The sequence below is a fragment of the Streptomyces sp. ICN903 genome, assembly GCF_022015835.1.
In the GTDB taxonomy this organism is placed as follows: domain Bacteria; phylum Actinomycetota; class Actinomycetes; order Streptomycetales; family Streptomycetaceae; genus Streptomyces; species Streptomyces fenghuangensis.
Genome location: NZ_JAKMAY010000036.1, coordinates 1 through 19,635 on the forward strand (window position 1 = coordinate 1; position 19,635 = coordinate 19,635).

At 74.0% G+C, this 19,635-nt stretch carries 16 protein-coding genes; 2 read left to right on the forward strand and 14 right to left on the reverse strand.

Annotation, left to right across the window (positions count from 1 at the left end; all coding sequences use genetic code 11):
- Window positions 1–32: 32 nt before the first annotated feature.
- Window positions 33–839 (reverse strand): carbon-nitrogen family hydrolase, encoded by an 807-nt coding sequence (locus L7D48_RS06095; protein WP_237877850.1) that lies wholly within the window; start codon window positions 837–839, stop codon window positions 33–35.
- A 177-nt stretch (window positions 840–1,016) separates the two neighbouring features.
- Between L7D48_RS06095 and L7D48_RS06100 the strand changes: the two genes are divergently transcribed.
- Window positions 1,017–1,841 (forward strand): maleylpyruvate isomerase family mycothiol-dependent enzyme, encoded by an 825-nt coding sequence (locus L7D48_RS06100; RefSeq protein WP_237877851.1) that lies wholly within the window; start codon window positions 1,017–1,019, stop codon window positions 1,839–1,841.
- Between the two features lie 68 nt (window positions 1,842–1,909).
- Here the strand turns inward: L7D48_RS06100 and L7D48_RS06105 are convergent, their stop codons facing one another.
- The 7 genes from L7D48_RS06105 to L7D48_RS06140 form a co-directional block, all read right to left on the reverse strand.
- Window positions 1,910–3,190, reverse strand: a complete 1,281-nt coding sequence (locus L7D48_RS06105; protein WP_237877852.1) for a nitrate/nitrite transporter — start codon at window positions 3,188–3,190, stop codon at window positions 1,910–1,912.
- A 65-nt stretch (window positions 3,191–3,255) separates the two neighbouring features.
- Window positions 3,256–3,933, reverse strand: coding sequence for a GntR family transcriptional regulator (locus tag L7D48_RS06110; RefSeq protein WP_237877853.1), 678 nt, complete (start codon window positions 3,931–3,933; stop codon window positions 3,256–3,258).
- Between the two features lie 177 nt (window positions 3,934–4,110).
- Complete coding sequence (locus L7D48_RS06115) at window positions 4,111–5,583, reverse strand: dihydrolipoamide acetyltransferase family protein (RefSeq protein WP_237877854.1); 1,473 nt, start codon at window positions 5,581–5,583, stop codon at window positions 4,111–4,113.
- A 27-nt stretch (window positions 5,584–5,610) separates the two neighbouring features.
- Window positions 5,611–6,591 (reverse strand): alpha-ketoacid dehydrogenase subunit beta, encoded by a 981-nt coding sequence (locus tag L7D48_RS06120; RefSeq protein WP_237877855.1) that lies wholly within the window; start codon window positions 6,589–6,591, stop codon window positions 5,611–5,613.
- Between the two features lies 1 nt (window position 6,592).
- Window positions 6,593–7,762 carry a pyruvate dehydrogenase (acetyl-transferring) E1 component subunit alpha gene (gene pdhA, locus L7D48_RS06125; RefSeq protein WP_237877856.1) on the reverse strand — a complete coding sequence of 390 codons (1,170 nt, stop codon included), beginning with the start codon at window positions 7,760–7,762 and terminating at the stop codon, window positions 6,593–6,595.
- 453 nt (window positions 7,763–8,215) lie between these two features.
- On the reverse strand, window positions 8,216–9,244 hold the full coding sequence (locus L7D48_RS06130) for a phosphotransferase (RefSeq protein WP_237877857.1): 1,029 nt from the start codon (window positions 9,242–9,244) through the stop codon (window positions 8,216–8,218).
- A 404-nt stretch (window positions 9,245–9,648) separates the two neighbouring features.
- On the reverse strand, window positions 9,649–11,403 hold the full coding sequence (locus L7D48_RS06140) for a protein kinase (RefSeq protein WP_237877858.1): 1,755 nt from the start codon (window positions 11,401–11,403) through the stop codon (window positions 9,649–9,651).
- A gap of 440 nt (window positions 11,404–11,843) precedes the next feature.
- Between L7D48_RS06140 and L7D48_RS06145 the strand changes: the two genes are divergently transcribed.
- The gene (locus L7D48_RS06145) at window positions 11,844–13,574 is read left to right on the forward strand and encodes a Stk1 family PASTA domain-containing Ser/Thr kinase (protein WP_237877859.1); all 1,731 of its coding nucleotides are present in this window, start codon (window positions 11,844–11,846) and stop codon (window positions 13,572–13,574) included.
- A 112-nt stretch (window positions 13,575–13,686) separates the two neighbouring features.
- On the opposite strand, the gene L7D48_RS06150 is transcribed toward L7D48_RS06145, so the two are convergent.
- The 6 genes from L7D48_RS06150 to L7D48_RS06175 all read right to left on the reverse strand — a co-directional run bounded on the left by L7D48_RS06150 (window position 13,687) and on the right by L7D48_RS06175 (window position 19,621).
- Entirely contained in the window at window positions 13,687–14,256 is a 570-nt protein-coding gene (locus L7D48_RS06150) for a bacterial proteasome activator family protein (RefSeq protein WP_237877860.1), read from the reverse strand.
- 66 nt (window positions 14,257–14,322) lie between these two features.
- Entirely contained in the window at window positions 14,323–14,988 is a 666-nt protein-coding gene (locus L7D48_RS06155) for a hypothetical protein (RefSeq protein WP_237877861.1), read from the reverse strand.
- Window positions 14,989–15,085: 97 nt separating this feature from the next.
- Window positions 15,086–16,075, reverse strand: a complete 990-nt coding sequence (locus L7D48_RS06160) for an NAD(P)H-quinone oxidoreductase (protein WP_237877862.1) — start codon at window positions 16,073–16,075, stop codon at window positions 15,086–15,088.
- A gap of 9 nt (window positions 16,076–16,084) precedes the next feature.
- Complete coding sequence (locus L7D48_RS06165) at window positions 16,085–17,146, reverse strand: TrkA family potassium uptake protein (RefSeq protein WP_237877863.1); 1,062 nt, start codon at window positions 17,144–17,146, stop codon at window positions 16,085–16,087.
- Between the two features lie 4 nt (window positions 17,147–17,150).
- The gene (locus L7D48_RS06170) at window positions 17,151–18,656 is read right to left on the reverse strand and encodes a molybdopterin molybdotransferase MoeA (protein ID WP_237877864.1); all 1,506 of its coding nucleotides are present in this window, start codon (window positions 18,654–18,656) and stop codon (window positions 17,151–17,153) included.
- Window positions 18,653–19,621 (reverse strand): NTP transferase domain-containing protein, encoded by a 969-nt coding sequence (locus tag L7D48_RS06175; RefSeq protein WP_237877865.1) that lies wholly within the window; start codon window positions 19,619–19,621, stop codon window positions 18,653–18,655. The genes L7D48_RS06170 and L7D48_RS06175 overlap by 4 nt, the downstream gene beginning before the upstream one ends.
- Window positions 19,622–19,635: the final 14 nt, after the last annotated feature.

A 19,635-nucleotide genomic window follows, 5' to 3' on the forward strand; every position in this document is an offset into this window, starting at 1 on the left:
GGCGGGGGGCGCGGGATCCGGGACGGGGGTGCTCAGCGCAGCACCCGGTCCCGCAGGACGGGGAAGTCCTCGCGGACCTTGTCGACGTACGCCGGGTCCAGCTCGGCGGTGACGACCCGCTCCCCGGCGTCCGGCGCCTCGGCCAGCGTCTCGCCCCAGGGGTCGATGATCGCGCTGCGGCCCGCCTGGGGGACGCCCGCGTGGGTGCCCGCGGTGCCGCAGGCCAGGACGTACGCCTGGTTCTCCACGGCGCGGGCGCGGGCCAGCAGGGACCAGTGGGAGGCGCGGCGGTCGGGCCAGCCCGCCGGGACCACCAGCGCCCGGGCGCCGGCGTCGGTCAGCGCGCGGAACAGTTCGGGGAAGCGCAGGTCGTAGCAGGTGGCCAGGCCCAGGGCGAGGCCGGGCAGGGCGACGGTGACCGGTTCGGCGCCGGCGGACATCAAGGTGGCCTCGCCCCGGTCGAAGCCGAAGCGGTGGATCTTGCGGTACGCGGCGATCCGCTCCCCGTCGGGGGAGAAGACCAGGGAGGTGTTGTACAGGGCCGTTCCGCCGGAGCCGCCGGGACCGCCGGCGTGCTCGGCGCGTTCCACGACGGACCCGGCGTGCAGCCAGACGCGCGCCTCGCGGGCCGCCTCGGACATGGCCCGCGCGGTGGGTCCGTCCAGCGGCTCGGCACCGGCCTCGAAGGAGTCGAAGGCGAAGGCGCCGACCGTCCACAACTCGGGCAGGACGACCAGGTCGGAGGCGGTCTGCTCGCGTACGAGCGAGGCGGCCCGTGCGCGGCGCGCTTTGACCGTTTCGTCCTCGTCCACACCGATCTGGATGAGAGAGGCGCGCACCGTACCACCGTCCATGGGTTCGAGGGGGCCAAACGCCGGTCGAAAGCCGGTCGAAAGCAGCCTACGATCGTCACCCGAAAGGCCTGTCAGGCTGCTCGCCCGCAGCGTAACTTGAGAGCACCCAGTCCGCGAACCCACACCATCCACACGTATTCAGCACGTATCCGAGGGGTCCCGTTGACCGACCACCCTAGCCTTCAGCCCTACGCCGACGCCTGGGCCCACTCCATCGAGGCGATATCCGAGCTGGTCTCCCCGCTGGCCGAGGGCGAGTGGAACCGCGCGACCGAGTGCCCGGGATGGTCGGTCCGCGACATCGTCTCCCATGTCATCGGGTCGGAGTGCGAGATGCTGGGCGACCCCCGCCCCATCCACTCGCTGCCGCGGGACCTGTTCCACGTGAAGGACGAGGTCAGCCGCCGCGTCGAGGTCCAGGTGGACGTGCGGCGCTGCCACACCGCGCCGGAGATGACCAGCGAGCTGGAGTACACGATCATCCGCCGCTCCCGCCAGCTGCGGAACGAGAAGCGCGACCCGTCGACGATGGTGATGACCCCGCTCGGCCGGGAGATGACGCTGGAGTGGGCGCTGCGGCTGCGGGCGTTCGACGTGTGGGTGCACGAGCAGGACCTGCGGCGGGCGCTGGGCAGGCCGGGCAACCTGGACTCCCCCGGCGCGTACGTCGCGCGGGACGTGCTGCTGCACGGGCTGCCCAAGGTGGTCGCCAAGGACGCCGGGGCGCCGCCGAACTCGGCGGTCGTCATCGACGTGAGCGGGCCGCTGGAGTTCATGCGGACCGTGCGCGTGGACGCCGAGGGCCGGGGCACGGTGGACGGCAGCGTCTCGCTGGGGCCGGCGGTCACGCTGGCGACGGACTGGGAGACGTATCTGCGGCTGGCCTGCGGGCGGGTGCGGCCCGCGGCGGTGCGCGAGAACCTCAAGATCGAGGGCGACCAGGCCCTCGCGGACGCGATCCTCGCGCACTTCGCCGTCACGCCCTGAGCGCCGTCACGCCCTGAGCCCGAGGGTCCAGGGCCCGGGGGCCCGGGGGCCCCTGGCGGGAGCCCGTCTCACACCGGTACGTGCACCGCCTCGACGCGGCTGGCCACCACCCGCTCGCGCTCGCGGCGGTGCGCCCGGCCGCGCAGCCGCAGGATCTGGGCGATGCCCAGCGCCTGGAGGACGAAGACGGAGGCGAACGCGATCCGGTAGTCGTCACCGGTCGCGTCCAGCAGGACGCCCACCGCCAGCAGGGTGGCCATGGACGCCGTGAAGCCACCGATGTTGACGATGCCCGACGCCGTGCCCTGCCGCTCGGGCGGATTGGCGGGACGGGCGAAGTCGAAGCCGATCATCGAGCCCGGACCGCAGGCGCCGAGCACCACGCACAGCAGGACCAGCGCCCACAGCGGCGCCCGCCCCGGCCAGCACAGCACCATCGCCCAGACGGCGGCCGTGGCCAGCACCGTGCCGAGCGCGATCGGCGCCCGTGCCCTGTGGTGCCGGGCTATGACCTGGCCGTAGACCAGGCCGATGGCCATGTTGGAGAGCACCACCACGGTCAGCAGGGTGCCGGCCTCGGCGCGGGTGCGGCCCTGCGCCTCGACGAGGAACGGCATCCCCCACAGCAGCAGGAAGACCATGCCGGGGAACTGGGTGGTGAAGTGCACCCACATGCCCAGCCGGGTGCCCGGCTCGCGCCATGCCTCGGCGAGCTGGCGGCGTACGTAGCCGGGCTCGCGCGCCGGCCCCGGTCCGGAGGCGGGGGCGGGCCCGGCGCCCTCGGGCCGGTCCCTGAGGAAGAGCAGGACGAGCACCAGGACCAGCACGCCCAGCCCGGCACTGCCCGCGAAGGTCGGCGTCCAGCCGAAGGCGGCCAGCAGACGCGCCAGGACCAGTGTGGTCAGCAGGTTGCCCGCCATCCCGAACAACGCCGCCACCTGGGCGATCAGCGGACCGCGGCGGGGCGGGAACCAGTTGGAGCCCAGCCGCAGCACACTGATGAACGTCATGGCGTCGCCGCAGCCCAGCAGCGCGCGGGCGGCCAGCGCCATGGCGTACGAGCCGGAGAGGGCGAAGGCGAACTGGCCAATGGTGAACAGCGAGATGCCCAGGAGCAGGACCTTCCTGGTGCCCCAGCGGTCCACCAGCAGGCCGACGGGTATCTGCATCCCGGCGTAGACCAGGAGCTGGAGGATGGAGAAGGTCGACAGGGCCGAGGCGTTGATGTGGAAGCGGTCGGCGGCGTCGATGCCCGCGACGCCCAGACCGGTGCGGTAGGTGATGGCGGTGAAGTAGACGGCGACGCCCAGGCCCCACACGAAGGCGGCCCGCGGGCCGCCGAGCCGCACTCCGGAAGCCGGGGTTCCGGAGGCCGGGGTTCCGGAGGCCGGTGCTCCGGGCGGGTTCCCGCCGCTCACCGGACCTCACCGCGCAGCAGGTGCCGCACGGATCCGACATGGCCGCGCACCGCCTCGGCGGCGGCCTCCGCGTCCCCCGTGCGCAGCGCGCGCAGGATCTCGGCGTGCTCGGTGATGTTCTTGGCGATGCGGTCGGGGTGGGAGTGCATCACGGCGACGCCCATGCGCAGCTGGCGGTCGCGGAGCTGGTCGTACAGGCGCTCCAGGATCCGGTTGCCGGCCGCCCCGACCACGGTGGCGTGGAAGCAGCGGTCGGTGGCGGCCACCGCCGCCAGGTCGCCGGTCTCGGCCTGGCGGCGCTGCCGCTCCAGGAGTTCGCCGAGCCGGTCCAGCAGGTCACCCGGCGCGGGGGTGACCTTGCGCACGGCGTGCTCCTCGACCAGCAGCCTGGTCTCGACGACGTCGCCGATCTCCTGGACGGAGACGGGCAGGACGAGCGCGCCCTTCTTGGGGTAGAGCCTGAGCAGGCCCTCGGCCTCCAGGCGCAGCAGCGCCTCCCGCACGGGGGTGCGGGAGACCCCGGCCGCTTTGGCCAGCTCGCCCTCGGTGAGCAGGGTGCCGCCCTCGTAGCGGCGCTCCAGGACGGCCTGCTTGACGTGGGCGTAGACGCGTTCGGCGGCGGGCGGCGCCGGGTTCGCGGCCGGGCTCGCGGACGGGGAGGACTGGGAGGGCATGGACACACCATAGATACAACAGGTATGCGTGCCCATCCCCGTCCGTCATACGGGACGGGGCCGGCTCGGCGGAAACGGACGAGGCCGGACGAGGCCGGACGAGGCCGGACACGCGGCGGGGCCCGGCGCACGGTGCGTGCGCCGGGCCCCGCCGCGGTCCGCGGGCCCGTCAGACCATCAGGCCCAGGTGATCAGACGCTTGGGGTGCTCCAGGACGGCCGCGATGTCGGCCAGCACCTTGGAGCCCAGCTCGCCGTCGACCAGGCGGTGGTCGAAGGAGAGCGCCAGGGTGGTGACCTGGCGCGGCTTGACCTTGCCCTTGTGGACCCACGGCTGGAGCTTGACCGCGCCGAAGGCCAGGATCGCCGACTCCCCGGGGTTGAGGATCGGGGTGCCGGTGTCGACGCCGAAGACGCCGACGTTGGTGATCGTGACCGTGCCGCCCTGCATGTCCGCCGGGGAGGTCTTGCCCTCCCTGGCGGTGGCGACCAGATCGCCCAGCGCCCGCGCCAGCTCCGGCAGGGTCTTGGCGTGCGCGTCCTTGATGTTCGGCACGATCAGACCGCGCGGGGTGGCCGCGGCGATGCCCAGGTTCACGTAGTCCTTGTGGACGATCTCCTGGTTGGCCTCGTCCCAGGCGGCGTTGACCTCCGGGTTGCGGCGGATGGCGACCAGGAGCGCCCTGGCCACCAGCAGCAGCGGGTTGACCCGCAGCCCGGCCATGTCCGGGTCCTGCTTGAGCTCCTGCACCAGCTTCATCGTGCGGGTGACGTCGACGGTGATGAACTCCGTGACGTGCGGCGCGGTGAAGGCGCTGGAGACCATCGCCTGCGCGGTCGCCTTGCGCACACCCTTGATCGGCACCCGGCGCTCGCGCTCGCCGGTGCTCCACACGGCCGGGGCCGGGGCCTCGGCCGGAGCGGGGGCCGCCTGGGGGGCGGTCCCGGTCACGGCGGCGGCCTCGTGCGAGGGCGCCGGGGCCGCGGCGGCGTGCACGTCCTCGCGGGTGATGATCCCGTTCGGGCCGGTCGGCACGATCGCGGCCAGGTCCACGCCCAGGTCCTTGGCGAGCTTGCGCACCGGCGGCTTGGCCAGCGGGCGCTGCGGGGAACGCTCGGCCTCCGGGACGGCGGGCGCCGCCGCCGGGGGCGTGGTGGTGGCGTCCATCTCCGCCTGGACGGCGGCCTGCGCGTCCCGCACGTGGTTCTGCTGCTGCTTGCGCGGACGCCGCTTGGTCGAGGCGGTGCCGACGCCGTAGCCGACCAGCACCGGCTGGCGCTTGGCGCCCTCCTCCTCGGCCGCCTCCGGCTCGGCCGGGGCGGGCGCGGCCTCCCCGGCCGCGGGTGCGGCGGGCGCCTGCGCGGGTCCCGCCGACGGGTCGGTGTCCACCGTGATGATCGTGGTGCCCACGTCCACGGTGACGCCCTCTTCGAAGCGCAGCTCGTGCACCACGCCGTTGTACGGGATGGGCAGCTCGACGGCCGCCTTGGCCGTCTCCACCTCGCACACCACCTGGCCGTCGGTCACCGTGTCACCGGGCCCCACGTACCACTTGAGGATCTCGGCCTCGGTCAGGCCCTCGCCCACGTCCGGCATCCTGAACTCCCGGATGCGCTGGGCAGCGGCCCCGGCGGCAGCCGTATCAGTCATCGTCACGACTCTCCTCAGCCCCTACTCTCAGTACGCCAGCGCGCGGTCGACGGCATCGAGCACCCGGTCCAGGTTCGGCAGGTACTCGTCCTCCAGCCTGGCCGGCGGGTACGGCGAGTGGAAACCGCCCACCCGCAGCACCGGCGCCTCCAGGTGGTAGAAGCACCGCTCGGTGATCCGGGCGGCGATCTCCGAACCCGTGCCCAGGAAGACCGGCGCCTCGTGGACCACCACCAGGCGGCGGGTCCTCTCCACCGAGGCCTGGATCGCGTCGAAGTCGACCGGGGACATCGACCGCAGGTCCAGCACCTCCAGCGACCTGCCCTCCTCCTCGGCCGCCGCGGCGGCCTCCAGGCAGGTCTTCACCATCGGCCCGTAGGCCACCAGCGTCAGGTCGGTGCCCTCCCGAGCGACGACCGCCTTGTGCAGCGGTCCGGGGATGGCCTCGGTGTCGACCTCGCCCTTGTCCCAGTAGCGGCGCTTGGGCTCGAAGAAGATCACCGGGTCGTCGCAGGCGATCGCCTGCTGCATCATCCAGTACGCGTCCGAGGCGTTGGACGGCGAGACGCACTTCAGGCCCGCCACGTGCGCGAACAGCGCCTCGGGCGACTCGCTGTGGTGCTCCACCGCGCCGATGCCGCCGCCGTAGGGGATGCGGACGACGACCGGCAGCTTGACCTTGCCCAGCGCGCGGGCGTGCATCTTCGCGAGCTGGGTGACGATCTGGTCGTAGGCGGGGAAGACGAACCCGTCGAACTGGATCTCCACCACCGGCCGGTAGCCGCGCAGGGCCATGCCGATCGCGGTGCCGACGATGCCGGACTCGGCCAGCGGGGTGTCGATGACCCGCTCCTCGCCGAAGTCCTTCTGCAGGCCGTCGGTGATGCGGAAGACGCCGCCGAGCTTGCCGACGTCCTCACCCATGATCAGGACCTTGGGGTCGTTCTCCAGGGCCTTGCGCAGCGACTCGTTGAGCGCCTTGGCCATGGGCATCTTGGTGTTGGCCATCTCAGCGGCCCTCCTCGTCGGCGAAGGACGCCAGGTACTCGGCGAACTGGGCGCGCTCCTCGTCCACCAGCGCGTGCCCGTCGGCGTAGACGTTCTCGAAGATGGCCATGGTGTCCGGGTCCGGCATGGTCCGGATGGCCTCGCGCACCCGCAGCGCCAGCGCGTCGCTCTCCTGGTCGAGCCCGGCGAGCCAGTCGGCGTCGATCAGGCCCTCCTTCTCCAGGTAGGTGCGCAGCCGCAGGATCGGGTCCTTGGCCTCCCACTCCTCGCGCTCGGCGTCCTTGCGGTAGCGGGTGGGGTCGTCGGAGGTGGTGTGGGCGCCCATCCGGTAGGTGAACGCCTCGACCAGGGTCGGGCCCTCGCCGGCGCGGGCGCGCTCCAGGGCGGCCCGGGTCACGGCCAGCACCGCCAGCACGTCGTTGCCGTCCACCCGGACGCCGGGGAAGCCGAAGCCCGCGGCGCGCTGGTAGATCGGGACGCGGGACTGCTTCTCGGTGGGCTCGGAGATCGCCCACTGGTTGTTCTGGCAGAAGAACACCACCGGCGCGTTGTAGACCGCGGAGAAGGTGAACGCCTCCGCCACGTCGCCCTGGCTGGACGCGCCGTCGCCGAAGTAGGCGATCACCGCGCTGTCCGCGCCGTCCTTGGCCACGCCCATCGCGTAGCCCGTGGCGTGCAGCGCCTGCGAGCCGATGACGATGGTGTAGAGGTGGAAGTTGTTGCTGTAGGGATCCCAGCCGCCGTTGTTGACGCCGCGGAACATGCCCAGCAGGTTGGTCGGGTCCACCCCGCGGCACCAGGCCACGCCGTGCTCCCGGTAGGTCGGGAAGACGTAGTCGTCGTCCCGCAGCGCCCGGCCCGAGCCGATCTGCGCGGCCTCCTGACCCAGCAGCGACGCCCACAGGCCCAGCTCGCCCTGACGCTGCAGCGCGGTGGCCTCGGCGTCGAACCGGCGGGTGAGGACCATGTCGCGGTACAGACCGCGCAACTCGTCGGGGGTCAGGTCCAGCGAGTAGTCCGGGTGCTCGACCCGCTCGCCCTCCGGCGTCAGCAGCTGTACGAGCTCGGGGCGCGCGGCCGACTGCGAGCGCTTCCTCGCCCCGCTCGTCGTGGTGCGCTTTCCGCTGCTGCGGCGCGGCTTGCTGCGCGCGGCAGTGCTCTCCACGGTCACTTGTGCTCCTCCGTCTGTCCGGCCCCCGGGGTCGCCGGGAAGCCTGGGGATTCCCCGCCGGTGGCAGGGAGAGGCTCGCCCGGATCCGTACGGCCCACGGGGTAGGTGCGGCGCGGACGGAACCGAGCGGTGACAGGTGTCCCGTTCGACGGCCCGCTGTCAGCACGTTACCCAGTACCTCCGCACATGCGCGAAGGGTCCCTGACCTGCAATTTTGCTTGGGTTTCCAAGTAAATCGCAAAAGCCTGGAACGTCACTGGTCACAGCCTCGCAAGCGCCTGGGACAAGCGCACGTTATCCCGGTACCGAAGTGACGGGAAGAGCTGTGGATGAGTGACGCGGAGATGGCACCTGATCGGTATGTGAGACGGACACGGAGGGTGAAGGGGCATACGGTCCCGCAGGAGCCGCGTACCGCCCATATGCCGCCTACCGGCAGGACCGCGGACGGAACTACAGGCAGAAGGCGTCGCGCACCGCCTCGTAGCGGCCGGTCCACCACACCACCAGCGCGGAGGCCGCCGGGAACTGCGGATCGGTGCGGCGGTCGCGCAGCTGGTAGCGCCAGCGCAGCATCCAGAAGTCGTTCAGCCTCTCCCACCACACCCGGTGGACGGCCGCGGCCATCTCGTCCGCCCCGGCCCCGGTGGCGGCGCGGTAGGCGCGGGCGTAGGCCCGGATCTTGGCCAGGTCCAGGGTGCCGCCGGGCCGCAGGAAGAAGATGACGGCGGCCCGCACCGCCTCCTCCGCGCGCGGCTGCACGGCGAGCCGGTCCCAGTCCACGATCGCGACGGGCTCCCAGGGGGCCCGGTCCCGGTAGAGCAGGTTGAGGGGGTGGAAGTCGCCGTGCACCCATCCGGCGACCGGCTCGGCCCCGGCGGGCGGGCGGCGGTGGGCGTGGCGCTCCAGCAGGGCGCGGCGCTCGCGCAGCCGGTGGTCGGCCAGCTCGTCGAAGCAGTCGCGCCTGGCCCGGGTACGCACCCGGGCCAGCAGCTCGTCGATGAGGCCGAAGGTGACCTCCGGATCGGCGCTGGGCTCGGCCGCGCACTCGGTACCGGGCACGGGCGCGACCTGTCCCAGCCGTACGTGCACCAGGCCCAGCAGCGCGCCCAGGCGGCGCGACTGCCCCGGCGAGAGCTCACCGCCGTCGCGGTGGCGGCCGTCCACCCACGGGTGGAGGGCGTAGCAGCGGTCCTCCACCACCGCGACGGTCCGCCCCGAGGAGTCCTCGACCGCCGGTACGACCGGCACCCCGAGGGCGCCGAGACGGACGGTGACGCGGTGCTGGTGCTCGATGCGGGCCGGGTCGCGCGGATCGCCGTCGAGGTGGTGCTTGAGGAAGAACCGGCCCCGCGTCGTGGACAGCCGGTAGCCGCGGTTCAGCAGCCCCTGGGCCACCGGCTCGCAGGAGATCGGCTCCCCGGCGCCGAAGCGCCGCACCAGCGTGGCGAGGGTGAAACGGGAGAGGTGGGGAGACTGCACGCCGGGGATCGTAGATCACCGCGAGCCACCGTCCGGGCGCGTTGTGTGCCGGGGGCGCGGAGGTGGTATGGGGCGGCCGGGACCGCCCGGGACGGCCGACCGGGCGCCGGGATGCAGGGGGCGCCGGGGGCGCCGGGCTCCGCCCGAGCCCGGCGGTCTGCCGGTCGGGAGCCGCGGGACTGCCGACCCCGGATCGGATCAGCCGCCGGAGCCGGCCGAGGCCGGCCGGAGGGGCCGGGCCGACCGAGGCCGGGTCAGGTGTCGGAGGCGGCCGGGTCGCCGGCCGCAGGCCGGGCCGGGTGCCGGGCCGCCCAGGAGCGGGGCCGGGTGCCGGGTCACCGGCCGGGTCAGGTGCCGGAGCCGGCCGGAAGCCGGGCTGCCGGACCTGCCGGACGCGGGCCGGGTCAGCCGCCGGAGCCGCCGCCGGGGGTGCCCGGCGCTCCCCCGGCCGTGGCCGCCCCGTCGCCGGCCGTGGTGCCGCCGGTGGTGGTGTCCGCGCCGCCGGTGGTGGTGCCGGTTTCGCCGCCGGCGCCGCCCTCGGTCGTACCGCCGGTGTCCGTTCCCCCGGTGTCGGTACCGCCGTCGGTGGTGGCGCCCTCGTCGGTGCCGCCGGTGTCCGTGCCCCCGTCGGTCGTGCCGCCGTCGGTGGTGCCCTCGTCGGTGCCGCCGTCGGGCTCGCTGGGCTCGCCGCTGGGCGAGGGCTCCGGGCTGTTCTGCCAGCCGCCGGAGCCGCCGGTGTTCCCGCCGCCGTTCTGCCAGCCGCCCGTGCCGCCGGGCTCGGTGTTGCCGTCCTGGCCGGGCTCCTCGGTCTCCTCCTCCTCGGGCGAGGGCTCCGACGAGCTCTCCTCCTGGGAGGGCGTGGAGGTGGTCTTCTCCGGCCCCTTCTGCTCCTGGCCGCCCTCGTTGCCGTTGACGGCCAGGAAGATGCCCGCGGCGATGGCGAGAACGGAGAAGAAGGCGATCAGCCCGTACTTCAGGCCGCTGCCGCCCCGGCGCCCGTCGCCGTAGCCGCCGCCCGTGTCGTATCCGCCGCCGTCGTACGAGCCGCCGCCGGGGGCGCCCATCAGCAGCGGCGGGCCGACCCGGGTCGCGGCGTCGTCGGGGTAGCCGCCCGCGGGGGTGGCGGAGGGGGTGTCGCCGCCCTGGTAGGCGCCCGGGGTGCCCATGGCGGGCGTGGCACCGGTGGAGACCACCGCGCCGGTGTTCCACAGGCCGCCGGTGTGGCCGCCCTGCTCCTGGAGCATGCGCAGCGCGTACTGCACCAGGCCGCGCATCTCCTCGGCGGTCTGGAAGCGGTCGTCCGGGTCCTTGGCCAGCGCCCGCATCACCAGGCCGTCCAGCTCCGGCGGCACCGAGTCGTTCACCCGCGAGGGCTGCACCGGCTCGTCCTGGACGTGCTGGTAGACCACCGACAGCGGGGTCTCGCCGGTGAACGGCGGGCGCAGCGCGAGCAGCTCGTAGAGCATGCAGCCCGTGGCGTACAGGTCGGAGCGGGCGTCCACCGTCTTGCCGAGCGCCTGCTCGGGGGAGAGGTACTGCGGGGTGCCCATGACCATGCCCGTCTGGGTCATGGTGGTGGACGCGCCGTGCAGGGCGCGGGCGATGCCGAAGTCCATCACCTTCACGGCGCCGTTGTTGGTGATGATGACGTTGGCGGGCTTGATGTCGCGGTGCACGATGCCGTGCTGGTGGCTGTAGGCGAGCGCCTCCAGCACACCGGAGATGATGATCAGCGCCTGCTCGGGCGGCGGCGCGTCGGCGTTGAGCAGGAGCTCGCGGATGGTGCGGCCCTCGACCAGCTCCATGACGATGTACGGCACGGTGTTGCCGCCGACCACGTCCTCGCCGGAGTCGTAGACGGCCACCACCGCATGGTGGTTGAGGCCGGCGACGGACTGCGCCTCGCGCGTGAAGCGGGCCTTGGAGATCGGGTCCTCGGCGAGGTCCGCGCGCAGCAGCTTGACGGCGACGGTGCGGCCCAGGCGCACGTCCTCGGCGGCGAACACCTCCGCCATGCCGCCGCGGCCGAGCCGGCGCGTGAGGCGGTAGCGTCCGTCGCCCACCACACCGCCGCTGCCCCACGACTCGGGCGAATCGGACACCCCACCAGCAGTCTCGTCGGGCTCCGAAGGCCCTCCGGCGGCTTGTGTCTGTGCCATCAGTCCTCGCCGTAGATCAGGTCCGCGAGCGCGGATCCGTGCGCTCTGCTCCCTGAGCACGCTAACAGGGTCCGGGGGCCGTGCCCCTCGGCGAAGGCGAAGAGAGCGGCGCGGAACGTGGTACCGAGAGCGCTGGGGGGCAGCAACGGACCATCCAACCCGCTCGGGTGTCCGGCTGGCAAGTTACGATGTCGGGCGCCCCCGCGAGCGCGTGTGACGCGTATGCGCGCATCGGGTCACGGAACGGGCAAGCGCCTTGACGTGTCCGGCCGCTGGGGCAGACTTGGCCTGGAATCACGGGTGGAGTCCACGGGTGGACCGGTGCCCCCGCCCGGCGTTCTCGAAGGCCGGTCGGCGGCACCACGGGCACCAGCAGAGCAACCGCACACGCGCAGGCCCGTAAGACGGCAGTCCTGCGGCGCCGAGGGGGAAGCAGTCAGATGAGCGACGACGGCGCGCAGGCCGCGTACCAGGGGCGTACGGTCGGCGGCGGGCGCTACCAGCTGCGCGATCTGCTGGGCCAGGGCGGCATGGCGTCGGTGCACCTCGCCTACGACACGGTGCTCGACCGGCAGGTGGCGGTCAAGACCCTCCACACCGAGCTGGGCCGCGAGCAGTCCTTCCGGGAGCGCTTCCGCCGCGAGGCGCAGGCGGTCGCCAAGCTGACGCACACCAACATCGTCTCCGTCTTCGACTCCGGCGAGGACGAGATCGACGGCGCGACGGTGCCCTACATCGTCATGGAGTACGTCGAGGGCAAGCCGCTGCGCACCGTCCTCGACGAGGACGTGTCCCGGCTCGGGGCGATGCCGAGCGACAAGGCGCTGACGATCGTCTCCGAGGTGCTCGCCGCGCTGGAGGCCAGCCACGAGATGGGCCTGGTGCACCGGGACATCAAGCCGGGCAACGTCATGCTCAACAGGCGCGGCACGGTCAAGGTGATGGACTTCGGCATCGCCCGCGCCATGCAGTCCGGCGTCACCTCGATGACGCAGACCGGCATGGTCGTCGGCACCCCGCAGTACCTCTCCCCCGAGCAGGCGCTGGGGCGCGGCGTGGACGCCCGCTCCGACCTGTACTCGGTGGGCATCATGCTCTTCGAGCTGCTCACCGGGCGCCTCCCCTTCGACGCGGACTCACCGCTGGCCATCGCGTACGCGCACGTCCAGGAGGAACCGCCCGTACCGTCGTCGATCAACCGGTCGCTGCCCGCGGCCGTGGACGCGCTGATCGCGCGGACACTGCGGAAGAACCCCAACGAGCGGTTCCCGACAGCCGAGGCGATGCGCCAGGAGTGCGAGCGCGTCCGCAACTCGGTGGTCGCCTCGAACACCACCCCGCTGATCGCCGGCGGCGCCCCCGGCCCCAACAGCGGCGCGGCCGTCTCCCAGTCGGTCTTCCCGCCGGTGGACGCCCAGGCCACCCCGCCGCCGCCGAACGTGCAGCAGCCGTACCAGCCGCACTACGCGCCGGCGGCCGGCTTCGGGGCCGCGGGGCCGGTCCAGCAGGGCTACTCCACCCCGGCGCCGGGCCCGTACGGCCCCCAGGGCGGTGCGCCGACCCCGCCGCCGTACACCGTCTCGCCCCAGCCCCAGCCGTCGGGCGGCGGCAGGAACACCGGGGTGATCGTCGGATCGGCGGTCGCGGCGATCATCGTCGTCGCCGCCGTGATCATCGCGGTGACGCTCAACGGTGGAAGCGGGGAGGACCCGCGGGCGGGCGAGTCCCCGGGGCCCGTGCAGACGGCCGAGCAGCCCGCGGGCACCGGCGGGGGCGACTCCGGCGGCGGCACGGGCGGCCGGAAGACCGACGGCGAGGGCGCCGGCACGGACACCGACGACGGCGGTGACGACAGCGGTGACGACGGGGACGACGGTTTCAAGGACGAGGACACCTCGAAGACCATCGACCCGGCCAAGTGCACGGAGGCGTCGGAGAGCCTCTTCGACAAGGGCAAGACGAGCATGCCCGACCTGACGTTCAAGCACCTGGACTCGGTCAAGGAGTGCGTCCGCGAGGCGGGCTGGATCCTGGACGACATCGAGTACGAGGACGAGAACCTGTACGGGAAGAACACCGTCCTCAAGCAGTCCCCGGATGCCTACGAGGGCTTCGACCCGAAGAAGGACAAGATCACGCTGACCGTCTCCACCGGCCACCCGGAGAGCTGACGGCGGCGGAAGCGGACGAGGGGCCGGCACGCGGATCGCGTGCCGGCCCCTCGCGCGTACGGGGTCCGGGCCGCCCGGGGCCTTTCGGAGGAGGCCCCTCGGGGGCGGACGCTCAGAGGTAGGGGCCGCCGGAGCGGATCTGGCCGCCGCGCCCGTCGCCCTCCTCGTCGGGAATCGCACCCGCCGGAAGCGCGCGGCGCATCTGCTCCAGCTGGGCGCGGGCCGCCATCTGCTGGGCGAACAGAGCCGTCTGGATGCCGTGGAACAGCCCCTCCAGCCAGCCCACCAGCTGGGCCTGGGCGATCCGCAGCTCGGCGTCGGTGGGCACCGCGTCGTCGGTGAACGGCAGCGAGATCCGCTCCAGCTCCTCGATCAGCTCGGGCGCCAGACCGTCCTCCAGCTCCTTGACCGAGCTGGCGTGGATCTCCTTGAGCCGGGCACGGCTGGCCTCGTCCAGGGGGGCCGACTTGACCTCCTCCAGGAGCTGCTTGATCATGCTGCCGATCCGCATGACCTTCGCGGGCTGCTCGACCATCTCCGTCACGGGGATCTCGCGCGGCTCGTCGTCGGAGCCGCCGTCCCCGCTCCTGGGAGCGGCGGTGCTGCCGAGGGCCATTCCGTCCGGCCCGACGACCAGGACGTGCTGGCTCTCCTGCGAGCGTTCGTTCATCGGCTGAGTCATACCCCCATTCTGCAATGCCCGCCCGTGCGGCCGGAGGGCGATCCCCCCGGGGCGGAGCGGCCCGTCTCAGCGCCGCAGCCGCAGGGCGAGCGAGGCCAGGCCCAGGCCGAGGAAGGTCAGCCCCGCGCCGAGCGGCAGCACCGGGAGGAGCTGACCGCCGGTGGCGGGCGTCGCACGGTGCCGGGCCGGCTCATCGCCGCTCTGGCCGTCGTCGTACACGTAGTCGTCGTAGTGGTCGCCGCCGCCGCTGCGCCGGTCGACGATCTGCTCGGCCCGGCCCTGGGGGGTCTGCCGCGGCGTATCCGGCGGTCCGGCGGATTCGGTGGGGCCGCGTTCCTCGTCGCCGTCCCCGCCGGGGGCCGTACCGGACGGTTCGCCGGAGGGCTCACCGGAGGAGGGCTCCGGCGTGGGTGTGGGCGTGGACGACGGGTCCGGGTCGGGGGAGGAGTCGCCCGGCGGCCACGGCGGCAGGGTGAACCGCGGGGGGCGCTCCGTCTCCTCCGGGTCGTCCGGCTCCCGCGGGTCGTCCGGCTCCTCGCTCTCCTCCGGGTCGTCCGGGGAGGCGGTGGGAGAGGACGAGGGCTTGCCCGGTCCCTCCGCTCTGGGCTCCACCGCTTCCCGCGCGCCGCCGGGCACGGCCGCCACGGCCGCGGACTGCTGGGAGGCCAGGGCGACGGGTGCCGGAACGAGCACCATCGCGCAGGCCAGCAGGGTGATCGCGGCTTCCCTCACCGCTAAGCCCCCTCCCGTACCAGGCATCGAATGGTGTAACAAGCGTCACACGAACGCGCGGACCCGGCATCCCGGCCCGGCCCGCCGGACCGGGGCCTCAGACGGTGAGGACGACCTTGCCCACGTGATCGCTCTCCTCGAGTACCCGGTGAGCCCGGGAGGCATTACTCATCGGCACCGTGCGGTCCACGACCGCGCGGACCCGCCCGGCGGCGATCAGCGGCCAGACGTGCTCGCGCACCGCCGCGACGATCTCCGCCTTCTCCTCCAGCGGGCGGCCGCGCAGCGATGTGGCCGAGACCGTACCGCACTTGGCGAGCAGCGCGCCCAGGTTCAGCTCCCCCTTGACCCCGCCCTGGAGGCCGATGACGACGATCCGGCCGCCGCGGGCGAGCGCCCTGACGTTCCGCTCCAGGTACTTGGCGCCGATGATGTCGAGGATCACGTCCGCGCCGCGTCCGCCGGTGGCCGCCCGGACCTCCTCGGCGAAGTCCTGCTCGCGGTAGTCGATCAGGACGTCCGCGCCCAGCTCCGCGCAGCGCTCCAGTTTCCTGCGGCTGCCCGCGGTGACCGCCACCCGCGCGCCGACGGCCTTGGCGAGCTGGATCGCCATGGTGCCGATGCCGCTGGCCCCGCCGTGGACCAGCAGGGTCTCGCCGGGGCGCAGCTTCGCCTGCATGAAGACGTTCGACCAGACCGTGCACACGACCTCGGGGAGGGCGGCGGCGGTGACCGGGTCGAGCGGGCCGTCGGGGGTCTCGGGCAGCGGCAGGAGCTGGCCGTGCGGCACGGCGACCTTCTGCGCGTACCCGCCGCCGGCGAGCAGCGCGCACACCCGGTCGCCGGTCCTCCAGCCGCCCACGCCCGGCCCCAGCTCGGCGATCCGGCCCGCGCACTCCAGACCGGGGTAGGGCGACGCGCCCGGGGGCGGGTCGTAGAAGCCCTGCCGCTGGAGGATGTCGGCCCGGTTGACGGCGCCGGCCGCCACCTCGACCAGGACCTCCCCGTCGCCGGGCACGGGGTCGTCCACCTCCGTCCAGGCGAGGACGTCGGGGCCGCCGGGTTCGGTGATGGTGATCGCGTACATGGGGTGACGCTACCTCCGCGGGTTCTCCGAGGGCATGACGGTGGTGGAGGGGGTGGCACGGCGGATGACGACGAGGCGGTCGGTCAGCTCCAGGACGGCCGCGTCCGGATCGTCGTAACCCAGCACCCGGTGGCCGCGGACCACGGAGACCACGAGGTCCTTGCACTCGCGCGGGGAGCGGCCGGCCTCGGCCTTGGTGACCGGACGCTCGGTGAGGTTCAGGCCCGTGCCCTGGTGGATCAGGTCCTCCATGACCGCGCCCGCCCTCGGGTTGAGCATGGACATCCCGAGCAGCCGCCCGGCGGCGCTGGCGCTGGTGATCACGGAGTCCGCGCCGGACTGCCGCAGCAGCGGCGCGTTCTCCTCCTCGCGCACCGCCGCGACGATGCGCAGATTGCGGTTGAGCTGGCGGGCGGTGAGCGTCACCAGGACCGCGGTGTCGTCGCGCTGGGTGGAGATGACCACCTGGGCCGCCCGCTGCACCTCCGCCTTCAGCAGGACGTCGCTGCGGGTCGCGTCGCCGACGACGCCGGTGTAGCCGTCGGCGTTCGCCGCCTCGACGACCTTGCGGCTCGGGTCGATTATCACGATCCGCTCCCGGGGGATCCCGGTCGAGATGAGCGTCTCGGCCGCGGAGCGCCCCTTCGTGCCGAAGCCGATGATGACGGTGTGGTCGCGCAAGGAGGACCTCCAGCGGGCCAGGCGGAACTGCTGGCGGGTCCGTTCGGCCAGCACCTCCAGGGTGGTGCCGATCAGGATGATCAGGAACAGGACGCGCAGCGGGGTGATGACCAGGACGTTGACCAGCCGGGCGCTGTCGCTGACCGGGGCGATGTCGCCGTAGCCGGTCGTGGAGAGGGTGACGGTGGTGTAGTAGAAGCAGTCCAGCAGCGAGACCTCGCCGTCGGCGTTGTCGGTGTAGCCGTCGCGCTCGAGGTACACCAGGAACACCGTCACGAGCAGCACGAACAGCGCGGCCAGCAGCCGGCGCAGCACCTGCCGCAGCGGTCCGGCCGGAGGCTCGGGCAGCTGCACGAAGTGCTGCAGGTCCTCGGGCGAGGTGTGGTTCATGCCGTCACGCCCACGGGAGTCTCAGGAGGTGTACGCCGGCGCCGGTGGGGGCGCCGCCGGGCGGCACGACCGCCAGGGCGGTGGCCCCCGCGATGCCGCGGAGCATCGCGGGGCCGCTGAACCGCAGCGGCCGTACGCCACCGCCATCCTGCACGACCGGGACCAGCCGTGTGTCACGGGGGTGGCCCTGTACCTCGCCGAGGAGGATGGCGGAGGGCAGGGGGTCGTCTCCGGCGGGCTGCCCGGTGCCCGGTCCGGTGCGCGGTCCGGTGCGCCGCGCTTCGGACGGACCGGCGCCGGTGGCGGCCCGAAGCAGCGGTTCGGCGAGGGTGAGCAGCCCGGACACGGCCGCCAGCGGGTTGCCGGGCAGCCCGACCAGATGCGCGCCCGAGGGCAGCCGGGCCAGCAGCATCGGGTGGCCCGGGCGTACGCGCACCCCGTCGACCAGCAGCTTCGCCCCCAGGCGGCGCAGGGAAGGATGGACGTGGTCGACGGGGCCGGAGGCCGTGCCGCCGGTGGTGACGACGAGGTCGGCGGCGGTCTCCTCCAGTGCGGCGTACAGCGCCCCGGCGTCGTCGCCCAGGCGGCGGGTGGCGGTGACCTCGGCGCCCAGAGCCGCCAGCCAGGGGCCGAGCATCGGGCCGAGCGCGTCGCGGACCCGGCCGCCGGAGGGGATGCCGGAGGCCAGCAACTCGTCGCCCAGCACCAGGACTTCGGCACGGGGACGGCGTACCACCGGCAGCTCGTCCCAGCCCGCGGCGGCGGCCAGGCCCAGCACGGCCGGGGTGACCGGCGTACCGCCGGGCAGCAGGTGGTCGCCCGCACGGCACTCCTGGCCGCGCGGACGGATGTCCGCGCCGTGCTGGGGCGCGCCGTTCGCACGCAGCCGCCGGTCGCGGACCTCGCCGTACTCGGAGCGCAGCACGGCGGTGGTGCCGGGTGGGATGCGGGCGCCCGTGGCGATGCGGACGGCGTGGCCGTCCGGGAGCGGGTCCGGGCGGTCGTCGCCGGCCAGGATGCCGTGGGGCGTGCCGTGCGACGCGCTGTGGGGCGTGCCGTCCTCGGGGCCTAGCGGCTCCCACGGCCCGGGTCCGGAGACGGCCCAGCCGTCCATGGCCGAGGTGTCGAACGCCGGCAGATCGGTGAGCGCGGTCAGAGGTGCGGCGAGACGGTGGCCGAGGGCCTCGTCCAGAGGGACGGCGACGGGCTCCGGCCGCCGACCGGCCCCGGCGCGGGCGGCGGCGGCACGGGCGGCGGGCCAGTCGCGGTGCCGTACCGCGTCCTGCGGGTCGTGCGGGCCGTGCGGGTCCTGTGCGTCACGGGAGGCGCGGGAGGCGCGGGAGGCGCGGGGTTCGTGGGGGTCACTGCCCCGGGGGGCCGGGCCGGTTTCCCGTCCCCCCGGCCGGCCGTCACCGCGGGCGCCGCCGTGTGTGCCGCCGGGGGCGGTGCCGTGTGTGTCGCCGCGGCCGTTGGCCAGGGCCAGGGCGTCGGCCAACTCGTCGCCGCTCATCCGGCGTCCGTTCCCTCTCCGCCGCGAGGCCGCCCGCTGCCGCCGTTCTTCCCCGTGCCGCCCTCCGCCCCGGCGGCATTGGCGGACTCGGCGGACTCGGCGGCTTCCTCGGCCCAGCGCCGGGCCAGTTCGGCGGCCTTGCGCGCGGCCTCGGCCACGTCCTCGGGGCTTCCGCCCGCACGCGCCGCCGCGTATCCGACGAGGAAGGTCGTCAGCGGGGCGGCGGGCCGGGCCACGCCGTGCGCGGCGTCCCGCGCGAGGTCGAGGAGGGCGGTGGTGTCGACGTCGAGGTCGATACCGAGTTCGGCCTTGGCCGCGGTCATCCATTCGTTCAGCACGCGTCCATGCTCCCTGATGCGGGAGCGGGCCGAGGCGAGTTCCTCCCAGGTGTCGCAGTCGCGGGCCTCCTCGGGGCCGGCGGGGGCGATGCGGCGCAGTACGAGCTCGTCGGTGAGCAGCCGCAGGGGGAGGTTCGCCGGCCGCCCGTGCTCGGCGGCGAGCAGGGCCAGTTCGCGGCGGAGGGACTCGGCGCGGTAGGCGCCCAGGAGGGGCTGGGCGCGTCCGTCGTCCACCACGACCGCCCCGTCGGGGGCGGCGGGGCCGCCGGAGCCGGGGGCCGTGCCGTGGATGCCGTGCACGGCGGCCAGCAGCGCCCGCACGGTGGCGGACGTCAGGAACGGCAGGTCGGCGGAGAGCACCAGCACCGTCTCGCTCCCGGTGCGGCGCAGTCCGGCGTCGAGGGCCGCCAGCGGCCCGCCGCCGGGCGGGTCCTCGCGCGTCCAGTCCACCGGCCGGGCCGTCGGCCTGCGCGGGCCGACGACCACCGTCCGCGCCGCGTCCGCGCAGGCCTCCAGCACCCGGTCGAGCAGTGTCCGGCCCCCGACGGTGAGGGCGGGTTTGTCCGTCCCGCCGAGCCGGCGGGCGGCGCCGCCGGCGATGACGACGGCGTCGTACACATCAGTCATGTCCCGAGTGTGGC

Bases quoted from the DNA above. Each gene is read 5' to 3' on its own strand.
- L7D48_RS06110 (WP_237877853.1), bottom strand. From the start codon at position 3,933: ATGCCCTCCCAGTCCTCCCCGTCCGCGAGCCCGGCCGCGAACCCGGCG.
- L7D48_RS06115 (WP_237877854.1), bottom strand. From the start codon at position 5,583: ATGACTGATACGGCTGCCGCCGGGGCCGCTGCCCAGCGCATCCGGGAG.
- L7D48_RS06120 (WP_237877855.1), bottom strand. From the start codon at position 6,591: ATGGCCAACACCAAGATGCCCATGGCCAAGGCGCTCAACGAGTCGCTG.
- L7D48_RS06140 (WP_237877858.1), bottom strand. From the start codon at position 11,403: ATGGCACAGACACAAGCCGCCGGAGGGCCTTCGGAGCCCGACGAGACT.
- L7D48_RS06145 (WP_237877859.1), top strand. From the start codon at position 11,844: ATGAGCGACGACGGCGCGCAGGCCGCGTACCAGGGGCGTACGGTCGGC.
- L7D48_RS06150 (WP_237877860.1), bottom strand. From the start codon at position 14,256: ATGACTCAGCCGATGAACGAACGCTCGCAGGAGAGCCAGCACGTCCTG.
- L7D48_RS06160 (WP_237877862.1), bottom strand. From the start codon at position 16,075: ATGTACGCGATCACCATCACCGAACCCGGCGGCCCCGACGTCCTCGCC.
- L7D48_RS06165 (WP_237877863.1), bottom strand. From the start codon at position 17,146: ATGAACCACACCTCGCCCGAGGACCTGCAGCACTTCGTGCAGCTGCCC.
- L7D48_RS06170 (WP_237877864.1), bottom strand. From the start codon at position 18,656: ATGAGCGGCGACGAGTTGGCCGACGCCCTGGCCCTGGCCAACGGCCGC.
- L7D48_RS06175 (WP_237877865.1), bottom strand. From the start codon at position 19,621: ATGACTGATGTGTACGACGCCGTCGTCATCGCCGGCGGCGCCGCCCGC.